Annotated in this window: 11 protein-coding genes; 5 read left to right on the top strand and 6 right to left on the bottom strand. The window is 41.6% G+C overall.

Annotated features, from left to right (window positions below):
• Positions 1 to 40: 40 nt before the first annotated feature.
• The 4 genes from galU to OTG27_RS19570 all read right to left on the bottom strand — a co-directional run bounded on the left by galU (position 41) and on the right by OTG27_RS19570 (position 3711).
• Positions 41 to 928 carry a UTP--glucose-1-phosphate uridylyltransferase GalU gene (gene galU, locus OTG27_RS19585; RefSeq protein ID WP_268937816.1) on the bottom strand — a complete coding sequence of 296 codons (888 nt, stop codon included), beginning with the start codon at positions 926 to 928 and terminating at the stop codon, positions 41 to 43.
• 376 nt (positions 929 to 1304) lie between these two features.
• Positions 1305 to 1946, bottom strand: coding sequence for an NAD(P)-dependent oxidoreductase (locus OTG27_RS19580; RefSeq protein WP_268937815.1), 642 nt, complete (start codon positions 1944 to 1946; stop codon positions 1305 to 1307).
• Between the two features lie 659 nt (positions 1947 to 2605).
• Complete coding sequence (locus OTG27_RS19575; RefSeq protein WP_063574908.1) at positions 2606 to 3016, bottom strand: disulfide oxidoreductase; 411 nt, start codon at positions 3014 to 3016, stop codon at positions 2606 to 2608.
• 2 nt (positions 3017 to 3018) lie between these two features.
• The gene (locus OTG27_RS19570; RefSeq protein ID WP_268937814.1) at positions 3019 to 3711 is read right to left on the bottom strand and encodes a DsbA family protein; all 693 of its coding nucleotides are present in this window, start codon (positions 3709 to 3711) and stop codon (positions 3019 to 3021) included.
• Between the two features lie 313 nt (positions 3712 to 4024).
• Between OTG27_RS19570 and OTG27_RS19565 the strand changes: the two genes are divergently transcribed.
• Positions 4025 to 4459, top strand: a complete 435-nt coding sequence (locus tag OTG27_RS19565) for an Rrf2 family transcriptional regulator (protein ID WP_057279116.1) — start codon at positions 4025 to 4027, stop codon at positions 4457 to 4459.
• A 41-nt stretch (positions 4460 to 4500) separates the two neighbouring features.
• Here the strand turns inward: OTG27_RS19565 and OTG27_RS19560 are convergent, their stop codons facing one another.
• Complete coding sequence (locus tag OTG27_RS19560; RefSeq protein ID WP_268937813.1) at positions 4501 to 7371, bottom strand: SH3 domain-containing protein; 2871 nt, start codon at positions 7369 to 7371, stop codon at positions 4501 to 4503.
• A gap of 584 nt (positions 7372 to 7955) precedes the next feature.
• On the opposite strand from OTG27_RS19560, the gene OTG27_RS19555 reads away from it, so the two are divergent.
• The 4 genes from OTG27_RS19555 (at position 7956) to OTG27_RS19540 (ending at position 9959) form a co-directional block, all read left to right on the top strand.
• Entirely contained in the window at positions 7956 to 8561 is a 606-nt protein-coding gene (locus OTG27_RS19555) for a protein kinase family protein (protein WP_063574906.1), read from the top strand.
• Positions 8562 to 8595: 34 nt separating this feature from the next.
• Positions 8596 to 9039 (top strand): DUF6376 family protein, encoded by a 444-nt coding sequence (locus OTG27_RS19550; protein WP_054399099.1) that lies wholly within the window; start codon positions 8596 to 8598, stop codon positions 9037 to 9039.
• A 119-nt stretch (positions 9040 to 9158) separates the two neighbouring features.
• Positions 9159 to 9587: an SRPBCC family protein gene (locus tag OTG27_RS19545; protein WP_106027645.1), complete on the top strand. Its 429-nt coding sequence runs from the start codon at positions 9159 to 9161 to the stop codon at positions 9585 to 9587.
• Positions 9588 to 9959 (top strand): ArsR/SmtB family transcription factor, encoded by a 372-nt coding sequence (locus tag OTG27_RS19540; RefSeq protein ID WP_063589905.1) that lies wholly within the window; start codon positions 9588 to 9590, stop codon positions 9957 to 9959. It begins immediately after the preceding gene.
• 38 nt (positions 9960 to 9997) lie between these two features.
• On the opposite strand, the gene OTG27_RS19535 is transcribed toward OTG27_RS19540, so the two are convergent.
• A complete protein-coding gene (locus OTG27_RS19535) occupies positions 9998 to 12847 on the bottom strand; it encodes a YhgE/Pip domain-containing protein (RefSeq protein WP_268937846.1) in 2850 nt (949 codons plus the stop codon).
• Positions 12848 to 12849: the final 2 nt, after the last annotated feature.

Genomic DNA, 12849 nt, shown 5'->3' with positions numbered 1-12849 from the left:
AGATTTTTTCTAATCTAATTACTCTATTAAATTAAAAAGATCACTTATCCACTGCCTTGTGCATTTCGAGGATATTTTCCATTACTTTTAAAATGTCGTCTCTTAAATCGGGACGTTGCAGGGCAAATTCAATTGTCGTTTTCACAAAGCCATCGACAACTCCGACATCATAGCGTTTCCCTTCAAAATCATAAGCGAAGACACTTTGGATTTCATTCAGTTTTTGGATGGCATCCGTTAACTGGATTTCACCGCCAGCCCCTGTTTCCTGCTTGGCCAGGAAATCGAATATTTCCGGAGTCAGTATGTATCTTCCCATTATGGCTAAGTTGGATGGTGCCGTTCCTTGTTTTGGTTTTTCGACGAAACGTTTCACTTCGTATCTCCTGCCATCTTGTGTAAGCGGGTCGATGATGCCATATCTATGTGTTTCGTTCTCATTCACCGGCTGCACACCAATGATGGACGAACCTGTCGCATCATATTCGTTGATCAATTGACGCAGGGAGGGCACATCGCTTTCCACGATATCATCGCCTAAAAGGACGGCAAATGGCTCATCACCAATAAAGTTACGTGCACACCAAACAGCATGTCCGAGGCCTCTCGGTTCTTTTTGCCTAATGTAATGGATATTAGCCAAATTGGATGGGTATCGCACCTTCTCCAATAAATCGAATTTCCCTTTTTCACTTAAGTTATTCTCTAGTTCGTACGCATTATCAAAATGATCCTCTATCGCTCGTTTATTCTTTCCTGTGACAATGATTATATCTTCAATTCCCGCTTTCACGGCTTCTTCTATAATATATTGTATAGTTGGTTTATCGACTATTGGCAGCATTTCTTTAGGCATAGCCTTCGTTGCGGGCAAGAATCTGGTTCCCAATCCCGCTGCAGGTATAATGGCCTTTTTAACTTTTTTCATTCTTTGTAACTCCTTCACATTAGGATAAATCAACAAAATTCCCCAATTTTTTCTGAATCATCCTTTTTATAGTAACATAGACTCTCTTTTTGTAAATATATTAACAGAAAAAATTCCTTCATTTGTAAACGCAACCAAAATATTTAAGGCCTTTCCCCAATTTTAAGGAAAAGGCCTTATTTTCTTACTTAAAGCTCATAGATCTAAAGACTTATCAATTATTGATCATCTCACCCATTTCAAATTTCCGCTTGGCTTCTTCCCTATCGGTGCCCACCGTCAGCTCTTTGATCGGCTTCCTTGACGAGTATGCGCCAATTTCAGAAGTTACTAGCGAAAAAAAAAGACGTCACCCCAGAAGAGAGACGTCACTAAATTATTCAGCTTCGGCAACAACGGTAAAGCGCTGGTTGATGTGCTGCGGATTTTCAATTTCATCAAGTACTGCAAGGGCAAAATCGGCATAACTTACATAGCTTTCGCCCTTTGAGTTTACAAGAAGGTTGTCTTTACCCAGTTTATACCCGCCTGTTCTATTTCCTTGCGGATCAAAGAAGGCGGAAGGGCTGATGAACGTCCATTGTATGTCAGTGGCGTTTTGCAGATCTCCAAGGTTTTTGGATTGATTAAACGCTGTTGCAAAGTATTCTTTAGGAAACTCAGGCGTATCCAGGACACGAATCGTTTTTGCTTCGTCAACAAAAAGGCTTCCAGCTCCGCCAACAACAATCAGTTTCGTTTGTGGAGCGCCTTTCATTGCTTCAATCAAGATTTTTCCTGCGTCCACATGCAGATGTTCTTTCCCCGGAGCAGCGCCAAATGCATTCACTACAACATCGAATACTTTAATATCCTCTGCTTTCAGATCGAATACGTCTTTTTCCAATACGGAAGCTCCTTGAATTTGGACTCTAGCTTCATCCCTGACAATGGCCGTAACTTCATGTCCCCTAGTCAATGCTTCCTTTAAAATCAGACTTCCAGCTTTGCCGCTCGCACCAATAATACCGATTTTCATTTTACATTCCTCCTATATATTGTTTTTGAAATATCAATTGTAACTAAATTACTTACATGTAATAATATAAGTTACAGGTTACCAATTTGTCAACTTTATTATTTAGAGATGTTTCGGAGATATATCCGCAGTTTCGTGGATATAATCCAGGTTTCGAAGATATATTGCTGTTTTTCGTCGATATAATCTGATTTTCGCTGATATATTGCAATTTTCGGAGATATATCCGCAGTTTCGTGGATATATTGCAATTTTCGGAGATATATCCGCAGTTTCGTGGATATAATCCAGGTTTCGCTGATATGTTGCTGTTTTTCGTGGATATAATCCGATTTTCGCTGATATATTGCAATTTTCGGAGATATATCCGCAGTTTCGCTGATATAATCCAGGTTCCGCTGATATGTTGCTAATTTTCGTCGATATAATCCGATTTTCGCTGATATATTGCAATTTTGGAGATATATCCGCAGTTTCGCTGATATAATCCAGGTTTCGCTGATATGTTGCTGTTTTTCGTCGATATAATCCGATTTTCGCTGATATATTGCAATTTTCGGAGATATAGTCCGAGTTTTGATGAAATATCCTGATTTTCGTCGATATTTTCATCCGATATAAATAAAAACGCACCATTCCTTTTAGAATGGTGCGCTTTATTACATGCTGATTTTCTTTTTCATTAGCAGTGCCATACAGATTGTGATGAGCGTAAAGGCGATGAAGGACAAAAACGGGATCGTGATGAATCCTAGCCAATTTATATACTCACCTGAGCAGGGAACACCGCTTTGGCACATTTCGAAATGCTGTAGTGCTGGAATTTTTTGCAGACTATAATGATACCCTGACACCGCCATGCCCAAAATCGATAATGGGAGGATGTATCGATAGATTTTCAGGTCCTGTTCATAAAATGCCCGGCCCAATAAGATGACGAGCGGGTACATCAGAATCCTTTGATACCAACAAAAGGTGCAGGGTACATAATGGAGAACCTCACTAAAGTAGAGACTTCCGGCAGTGGCAATGATGGACAGGATCCAAGAAAATAATAGAGGCTTGTTCATCACTATTTCTCCTTCGCTGCATCATCAACCATTTTCACTAAATCATCGATTGTATTTCCTTCAAACTTCTTGCCATTGACAAATAAGGAAGGTGTTCCAGTAACGCCCAATTCGTCGGCCAACTCCATATCCTTGTTCCATTGGTCCTCGGACTTTTTGGCTTTAAACGAGGTAACGACTTTTTTCACATCTTTGTCATTTGCGATTTCTTTCAATGTTTCTTCTAAGAATTTGTCCGTAAAGACATCTTCCTTTTCATATTTCAAGTCAGCTGGCTGCTTATCGAACAAAAGCTCATGAAATTCCCAAAAGGTCTCATTGCCTAATTCCTGATAAACACTTTCCGCGAATTTAGCGGATCTGGTTGAATCGACGTTAATGAACGAATAATTCATGAAATAAAATTGCGCTTTTCCTGTATCAATCAATTCACTTTGTATAGAAGGGAAGAATTGCTTCTCGAATGTCTTACAGACCGGACATTTATAGTCCCCAAATTCCACTATTTGGACAGGAGCCGATTTTTCTCCCAAATATGGTTGTGATTTATAATCGATTTCATTAACGGCTGTATCTTCGTCTTTTTTCCCATTTGCTAAAAATATAAAGCCAATAATGATTATAGCGATTAACCCGATGATCCAAAACGTGAATGCAGAAGATTGTTTTTGATTACCCTTTTTTTTATTAGCCATCATATACCTCCATCACTTGTAGTTGTGTCGATATTCCTTACCCAGCCATGGCGGCCGATTTCAATTCCCCCTTCCTGCACATTTCACCTGTAACTGATTCATTTACACGTTATAATATAAGTTTCACCATGCTTGTTTGTCAATTACACATACTTTTTATTTTTGCCTTTGCAGCAACGGCGTGACTTGACAAGGAAACGGTTAATGGATAAATATTATTCTTGCAGGCCATTATAACTTGTAACCACTTGAATTACATGTTAAATAATTTATACTATATAGGAATAGAGATTTTAAAGGAGAGAAAAAAGAGATGTCCATCAGTACCCGCTTTTCCGTAGGAATCCATATATTATCTCTTTTAGAAATAAACAAAGAAGGCGTTAACACTTCCGATTTTATTGCAAAAAGTGTAAACACCAACCCAGCCTTAATCAGAAAAATCACTGGCATGCTGAAGAATGCAGGTTTAGTGAATGTTCGGCCGGGTATCGCCGGAGCGACATTGGCCAAGGAATTGTCTGATATCACTTTGCTCGATGTTTATCACGCTGTCAACATTGTCTCCGATAAAGAATTATTTGGAATTCATGAAAATCCTAATCCGGCATGCACTGTTGGAAGAAATATACAAGATACAATAGAACCCATCTTTTCCGTTGCAGAACTTGCCTTGGAAAAGGCGTTGGGAGCGGTGACGATCGAGGATGTCGTCAAGGGGATTCTGGAAAAGGATAAAACTGAGTAGCAAAAAAAAACACATGAGCCGGACTCATGTGTTTTTTCCTGTTATTTATACTTAGGAACCTCAATCGTCAATTTATATGAATCTAATAAACTATATAAATTATAAATCTGTTTCACTTGTTTTGTTGCCCAGCCAATATCAGTTGCATACTGGTGTGATGCATATCCATATTTCTCTGCAGCTGTAGGATTCCACCTCATTTTATAAAGCGTGTCCTGTCCAGCAGAGATATATCCTTTGGCGATGAATTCAGCACCGCCTATGATGGCCGCTTCGGGAGTGAACCAGCCCGCATTATAGGCGTATTGAGCGCCGCTGCTTAGCGCCGTTCCGTCAAACGCCCCGACTCCATACATATTATAGACCGTTTTCCCGTTCACCTTTACGCCAGTCGCTAATGGTGAAGTGCCATTCCCGGTCTCCAGCAAAGCATGTGAAATCAGGTAGATTTCATTGACCCCGTATTTTTCCCCTGCCGCAGTGAAGGTTGCCGCTTTGCCTTGTAGTATCCCTTTCCCTGAAAGGATTCTATCATTTACTTCAGAAACGTTCATGTTGGTGACTTGGGAGAGCTTGACGAATTGGAATGAATGGACTGGATCATTCACGAAATTATTTGGGTTAAGATTATATTCTATATCTTCCGGACTGGCATTTACCCATGTCTTGTTATAGTCCACTTCATACCAATAATATCCGTCAGAGCCCCTTACTTTTGATTTAATGTTCAATGATTGATAATTGCTTACAGGTCCGACTGCCCAATAATTCGATCCAGCTCCGCCCCTGACACGCCATCCGGTTCCTTTAACGGTACCTTTTGTTGAATTGATTAAAGTTAATCCATCTTCGCGTATGTAGGTTTTATACTTCTTATCCGTCTGACCGTTTACGGCCATTTGAATTTCAACCATCTTTTCCATCGTAAGATTATACTCTTTATCGATCCTGATTATCGATCCATTCGAGTTTCCCGGACCTTCCGGTGCTTTGGCCGTTAAATATTGCGTACTGACATATCCGGTTTTTCCATTGGCCGTGACTCTTGACCATCCATTAGACTCTGAATACACCGTTACGGTCGTATTATTTACAAGCTTGGCTATAATTGAAGCGGAAGCCGATGCTGCTGAACGCATATTCAGACTCGAGCCATCACTTACATTTACATATTTAACTAATGTGTTTGCTTCTCCATCTGGATTCAGTCCCGGTACAGAACCTGGCTTCGTTGCTGATAGATATTTCGTACTGACATAACCTTCTCCGCCATACGCTTTAATTTTTGACCAGCCATTTGATTCCGAGATGACTTCTACCTCTACACCCCTTGCCAATTTCACAATGACGGAAGCACTATCCGAAGGCTTATTCCGCATATTCAGTGAACCCGAGCTGACATTTACATATTTGGTTGTCGTTATTTCAGGTATGGATGGTTTGGAGTCCGTTCCAGGCTTTGCTGTTGATAGGTAGTCAGTACTGACATACCCATCCTTCCCATTTGCCTTGATTTTCGCCCAGCCTTTGGATTCCGAATACACCGTCACTTCCGTTCCTTTTGACAGCTTTGCGACTATGCTCGCACTTTCCGACCCGCTTTTTCTCATATTGAGCGTTCCAGAGCTTACGTTTACATATTTTTTCGTCGTTTTTTCAGGCGTGATTGCCGTTGATCCCGTTCCTGGTTTTGTTATCGATAGATATTTGGTACTGACATGGCCGTCTTTTCCATTGGCTTTGATCTTCGCCCAGCCTTTAGATTCCGAATACACCGTCACTTTCGTTCCTTTTGACAGCTTTGCGACTATGCTCGCACTTTCCGACCCGCTTTTTCTCATATTGAGCGTTCCAGAGCTTACGTTTACATATTTCGTCGTCGTTTTTTCTGGCGTGACTGCCGTTGATCCCGATCCCGGCTTTGTAGCAGATAGATATTTGGTACTGACATGGCCCTCTTTTCCATTGGCTTTGATCTTCGCCCAGCCTTTGGATTCCGAATACACCGTCACTTTCGTTCCTTTTGACAGCTTTGCGACTATGCTAGCGCTTTCCGATCCGCTTTTTCTCATATTGAGCGTCCCAGAGCTCACGTTTACATATTTCGTTGTCGGTTTTACAGTGGTGGCTGCCGTTGATCCCGATCCCGGCTTAGAAGCAGACAGATATTTGGTGTTGACATATCCATCCTTTCCATTGGCTTTGATTTTCGCCCACCCATTGGATTCCGAGTACACCGTCACTTTCGTCCCTTTTGAAAGGATGGCAACTATGCTTGCGGTAGCCTTTCCACTTTTTCGCATATTGAGTGATCCCGTGCTCACATTCACATATTTCGCTGTCGTTTTAACGGTCGTTGCAGCCTTTTTTACCGCTCCAGGCTTCGTTGCCGATAGATACTTGGTACTGACATATCCTTCTTTTCCATTGGCCTTGACCTTCGCCCAGCCTTTGGATTCCGAATACACCGTCACCTGTATACCCCTTGTCAGCTTTGCGACTATGCTGGCACTATCACTCCCGCTTTTTCGCATATTAAGTGAACCTGTGCTCACATTCACATATTTAGTTGCCGTTTTAATGGTTACTGCTGTTTTCGTTAAAGTCCCTGGCTTCGTTGCCGATAAATACTTGGTACTGACATATCCTTCTTTTCCATTGAACTTGACCTTCGCCCAGCCTTTGGATTCCGAATACACCGTCACCTGTGTGCCATTTGCCAGCTTTGCGACTATGCTGGCACCTTCCGCCCCGGTTTTTCTCATATTGAGCGATCCGGAATTCACCTGCACAAACATGACGTCCTCAATATTGGCCTGTTCGGCATGTAGTGGAGCTGCAGATATTTTTTCTTCGAAAGCAACTGTGGACAACACTGCAAAACAGAAAGTTGGTATAATTAATTTCTTCATCCCATTCTCCCTACTAAAGAATTATATTTTTAACATTTATTTAAATATCGGTTAAAATCAGTATGATAATATAGGTAAATATGCTTATTTGTCTAAAATATAACATATTCCTTTAGATCTATAGGGAAATAAAAGTGATTGTAACACAATGGTAATCTACTAGAAATTTAAGTAATTATATAGAAACATTTGCAATGAAACTTATGCGACAGGCACATGATGACTATTAAGTATATTGATATAATTACTTGCCGCTCAAATTAATGCTAATGATACGAGCATCTTTCTGCCTAAATCGAATATATATAAAGGGTAGGCACACGATCCTTATATTTGACGGATCGAGGCAATGACCTATATAATTACTGTATATAACTAATAAGAATCCTTCTGTTAAGGGGAGTAGCTATACAATAAAGTCGTCAGTACAGGATTGAATCCTCGGCTTTATTGGCAACTGATTTTAGTTGTTTGCAAGACCTTGCCGATTATTTGGTGAGGTCTTTTAATTTAAGACGGTATAACCAATAATCGGTTATACCGTCTTTTTTGATTCGAAAAATTGCACAATAGAGGTGAAAAGTATGCAGAACTATAACGAATTAGCTCAAAGCGTTAAGATTTCCGATGATAAAAAGCATGTATTGCTCGATGCCGACCCATCTTTATCACTGATCGGAAAAGGCCGAAGCGCATATGTTTTCCGAATACATTCCACCAATAAAGCATTAAAAGTCTTTTTCCCGGATCATACTCATACAGCTAAAGTTGAAGCTGATATATACAAAACCGTCCAATCCATCGAATACTATCCAACCCTATATGATGCGGGGGTAAATTACCTGGTTATAGATCACATTGAAGGCAACACTCTTTTTGAATGTTTAACATTGGGAATCCCGATAACGGAAGAAAACATTGCGGAGATTGACCATGCGCTGCAATTGGCAAGGAAAGAGGGATTGAACCCTTCGGATATCCACTTACGAAACATCTTCATCACTTCTGAAAAAAAGGTGAAGATCATTGACGTTGCAAGGTTTAAGCAAGTGAAATCCTGTAATCAGTGGCACGACTTGAAAAGTGCTTTTCACCTATTCTATTCGAAGTCGTTTTTCCCGAAGAAGATTCCCAGCTTCATACTCAATTCCATTGCAGCAATTTATAAAAAAAGATTTCTGCCCATCTGATCCTTACTATAAAAAAATCACATTGGAGGCATATATGAAAAAAATAATGACCATTGCTCTGCTGTCCATCCTTACATTAAGCGGATGCTCAGCATTAGAAGAAGTCAATTCATCATTGGAGTATGCAGATGATGCGACGGAGTATGTAAATACCGTTCAGGATTTTGCCAATGAGGTTCCCGCCATGTCACAGGATGCCATCACGAATGCCGAAACAAGAGCAAATCTTGAAAAAGAACTGGAATTGATGAAAACGGAGATTGAAGAATTCAATGCAACTGAACCACCCCAAATCGCTGAAGGCATCCATGAGAAGATCGTCAGCTCAAATCAACAGCTGTCAGATGGAATTGAATTATATCTGAATAATATTGAAAAGGGCCAAATTGATCCTAAGGCATTGGAAGATTCAGAGATAATGAAATCAATCGATAATATAACGGGATTGGCAAAACAAATCGAAGAGTTGGGAAATTAAGCCTCCTGCAATGAATAAAAAGGAATCGCTTGAAACAAATTATTGACATGAAACCAAAAGGTTTTATATAATCAACAAAGCAAAACCAATTGGTTTCATATTTTCACTTACAAAGGAGAATCAGTATGGAAAATACATTACAGGATATCAAGAAGACGGTTATTCTTGAAGCACCTATCCAAAAAGTTTGGGATACAGTTTCTACTGCAGAGGGCATAGCTTCATGGTTCATGCCAAATGATTTTCAACCGAAAGTGGGACATGAGTTCCATGTGCAATCACCCTTCGGCCCATCTCCATGTAAGGTAACGGAGTTAGATGCTCCTCATCGCCTTTCATTCAGTTGGGATACGGACGGTTGGTTCATTTCCTTCCTTTTAAAAGAAGTGGATGGCAAAACGGAGTTCACCCTTATTCATGGCGGCTGGAAAGAGCCTGATACGATTCTTCCGAAACCGAACGAAAAAAGCTCAGTGATTCGCGATAGAATGAATCATGGCTGGGAACAGATCGTTAATCAAGGTCTTAAAAAGGCTGTTGAGGGCTAAGTGTCTGCATCAGAAAAACATGATGTATTTCAGGCTATCGCCGACCCAACCCGCCGAAAGGTCCTGCAATTGCTTGCTGAAGGGGATTTACCCATTTCAGAAATCACTTCTCACTTTTCCATGAGCCGTACGGCAATTGCCAAGCATCTTCATATCCTTTCTGAAGCTGAATTGGTCAGTGGCCGGAAGGTAGGAAGAGAGAAACGCTTTCGGCTTCAGCCGGAACCTTTAGCGGAATTGAAACAGTGGCTTTCTTTTTACGATCAATTCTGGGATAACAAATTATCCATTCTTAAACATGTGATTGAAAATTCAGGGGAAAATGGATTGAAAGTCATCGAAAAAGAAAAGGACACGACTGAACCATCATAATGAGAAAACCCCCGGCGCATTGCACCGGGGGTTTTTGTTTATGCATTCATCTCAATATTATGTGCTTTGCGCTTCTTGATGACCATCGTTAGCAATAGCAGCAGATTAAAGACAATGATGCATCCAGTAAGGAACACTATACTTGCTGTCAATGCATCCGCCCCAAGGCTCGTACTCATCGCCTGGCGGAAGCCCATGACAGAGTATGTCATCGGAATGAACGGGTGAACATGACTGAAGAAGTTATTTGTCAGTTCCACAGGGAACATTCCTCCGCTTGCACCTAGCTGTAATACAAGGAATACCATCGCCAATAAACGACCTGGATTTCCAAATCCTACGGTCAAGAAGGTAACGATGAACATGAACGTTAGGGAAGTCAGTATGGAAACCCCAATGAATTGCCCCATGTTCTCTACCTGTAAATCCATTCCCCAAATCATGATCGCATCCAACACTAATGCAGAAAGCGTCGCTTGGATGAATAGGACCGTAAATTTACTGAACCACCATGCCACTCCTGATGTTGGCCTAGTAGAAGGCAAGCCTGTCGGGAATCCCATATTGAAGGCAATGGCTCCAACAAATAACCCTAGAGACAAGACATAAGGAGCCAGTGCATGACCATAATTCGGCACGTCACTGCTTTTTTGTTCTTTAACCTGTGTCGGTTCAGCAATCATGCTGTAGTTATCATCGGTTGTTTTATTTTCACTAATTTCTTTTGCACCATCACTGAGTTTTTCCGAAAGCTCGACCGTTCCATCTTGAAGTGAGGAGATTCCCTCACCCAATTTACCGGAACCTTCAGCAAGTGCTGATGAACCTTCATCGATCTTACCCGCGCCATCAGCAAGCTGGATGACCCCATTGCTCAAAGTAGGCAGATTGCCTGCCAATTGTTCAGTTCCTTTAACAAGTGCTGATGAGCCCTCGTTCAAGGCCGCTGAGTTGGCATCCAGTTGATTGGCCCCATTAGCCAGTTTGCTTGCCCCTTCTCCAACTTGGCTAACACCAAATGCGTACTTCTCAAGACCACTCCCAAAGGAGGATGAACCTGCTTGCAGTTGTGAAACTCCATCAACCAATTGACCAGATCCCTCAGTTAGTTTCGAAAGGCCATTATTCAACGAGGAACCGCCTTGTGCTAACTGGTTGATCCCCTTCACTAATTCCGGTGTCCGTTCATTTAAACTTTGCGTTGCCGCCGTTAATTGATTGCTGCCTTCTACAGCTTCATTCAAGCCGCCATTTAATTGGGTCGCACCAGGAATCAATTGTTCTTCCAGTGCGTTCCTTATTGACGTATATCCGTTTAACGCTGAAACGGCGTTTGGATTGACTTTATTCACCGCATTATTTAAATGGGCCACTTGTTCCGGAAGCTGCCCTAATCCATTCAATACAGGCATTACCTTATCCGTTAATTGCGTTGATAAGTCTGATACACTTGCCGCAAGAGCCGATGCAATTCGTTTTTGTGCCTCCGCTTGGCTTTGAAGTTCATTTTGAATGGCTCCGATTACTTCTGATTGCTGTTCACTGGTCATGCTTTTGAAGGCTTCCGTGTTTTGAACGGCACTGATCGTGCTCTGACCATTATTCGCAATCGTTGATTGAAGTTCCGTTAACGCCGCTTGACTGTTATTGAGGTCTTCGGTAATGCCGGATACGGTACCGGACGCACTGCTTCCTGCTGGAACCGCTTCTTGCAATTGATTTACACCGCTTTGAATGCTTGTCAGTCCTTGCTTAAGCTGATCCAGCTGTTCTTCTCCGGGCAATTGACCATCCATTTTTTTCAGCCCGTCATTTAGCGCCTGGCTTCCTCCTGCCAGTTTATTGATTCCATCATTTAAACTCTGCTGACCTGCTGCCAATTTTGGAATTCCTGTCGATTGATCCGTCAGCTGGCTTGCATTTTGTGATAATTGATTCAACCCATCATTCAAATTCGCACTGCCTGTTTGCGCTTGTGCCAATCCAGTATTCAAAGTTTGCGCTCCTGGAACCACTTTGGCCAGCCCAGTGGAAAGCTGGGAAGAACCTTCTATAAGTGCTTCACTATTATTAGTTAATTCCCCTGTGCCTGATGCGAGTTCGTTCGCACCCTTTTGCAACTGACCGACACCGGAGGTATATTGTGAAATACCCTTATTCAATTCCGACGCGCCACTTTCAAGCTTGTTGGCTCCTTCCAAAAACTCGCCAACGCCCACTTGGAGTTTATTCGCTCCATCTTTAAAAGTTAATGTGCTCGAAGCTAACTTATTCAGATTTTCCGTCACTTCTTTGTTTCCATCATGCAGTTTTTTTGCACCGTCATCCAGCTTGGATGCCCCATCTGCCGCATCGCCGAATCCTTCTCCGATTTCATCCAGTTGGGAGAAGATCGCTTCCGCATATTCTTTTGTGACACTTTCGGCAATTTCCGTTTTCAAATTATTCGTTGCCTGTTTCCCGACCGTTTCAGAAACGAAACTGCGTCCAGGATTCACATCATACGTCAGATTCATTTTTTTAGGCTCATCATCCATGACGGTAGAAGCATTTTTTGAAAAGTCCTCCGGAATGGTGACGACCATATAATATGTACCATCATCGAACCCTTTTTTCGCCGCTTTTTCCGTTACGAAATGCCATTCCAAATCATCATTGTCCTTTAATTGCTCGACTAGCTCATTACCGACTGTTAAGGTTTTCCCCTCATATTCCGCCTTTACATCCTTATTCACGACTGCAACGGGCAATTTGCCTGTTTTTCCGTATGGATTCCAAGCGGAACTAAGGAATAACCCCCCATAAATAATCGGGACGAACAGTAAAACGATTGCGACACCGACCAATTTTCGATTCGTAAGGAAAAGCTTCCATTCTTGTTTAAGCATAT

Origin of the sequence: Peribacillus sp. AS_2 (genome assembly GCF_026891895.1) — a bacterium.
GTDB lineage: Bacteria > Bacillota > Bacilli > Bacillales > DSM-1321 > Peribacillus > Peribacillus frigoritolerans.
The sequence above is the reverse complement of the archived record's forward strand: the minus strand, read 5'-3'. Positions and strand labels throughout refer to the sequence as shown.

Excerpts from the sequence above, each read along its gene's own strand:
- galU (WP_268937816.1), bottom strand. The coding sequence starts at position 928 with ATGAAAAAAGTTAAAAAGGCCATTATACCTGCAGCGGGATTGGGAACC.
- OTG27_RS19580 (WP_268937815.1), bottom strand. The coding sequence starts at position 1,946 with ATGAAAATCGGTATTATTGGTGCGAGCGGCAAAGCTGGAAGTCTGATT.
- OTG27_RS19575 (WP_063574908.1), bottom strand. The coding sequence starts at position 3,016 with ATGAACAAGCCTCTATTATTTTCTTGGATCCTGTCCATCATTGCCACT.
- OTG27_RS19570 (WP_268937814.1), bottom strand. The coding sequence starts at position 3,711 with ATGGCTAATAAAAAAAAGGGTAATCAAAAACAATCTTCTGCATTCACG.
- OTG27_RS19565 (WP_057279116.1), top strand. The coding sequence starts at position 4,025 with ATGTCCATCAGTACCCGCTTTTCCGTAGGAATCCATATATTATCTCTT.
- OTG27_RS19560 (WP_268937813.1), bottom strand. The coding sequence starts at position 7,371 with ATGAAGAAATTAATTATACCAACTTTCTGTTTTGCAGTGTTGTCCACA.
- OTG27_RS19555 (WP_063574906.1), top strand. The coding sequence starts at position 7,956 with ATGCAGAACTATAACGAATTAGCTCAAAGCGTTAAGATTTCCGATGAT.
- OTG27_RS19550 (WP_054399099.1), top strand. The coding sequence starts at position 8,596 with ATGAAAAAAATAATGACCATTGCTCTGCTGTCCATCCTTACATTAAGC.
- OTG27_RS19535 (WP_268937846.1), bottom strand. The coding sequence starts at position 12,847 with ATGCTTAAACAAGAATGGAAGCTTTTCCTTACGAATCGAAAATTGGTC.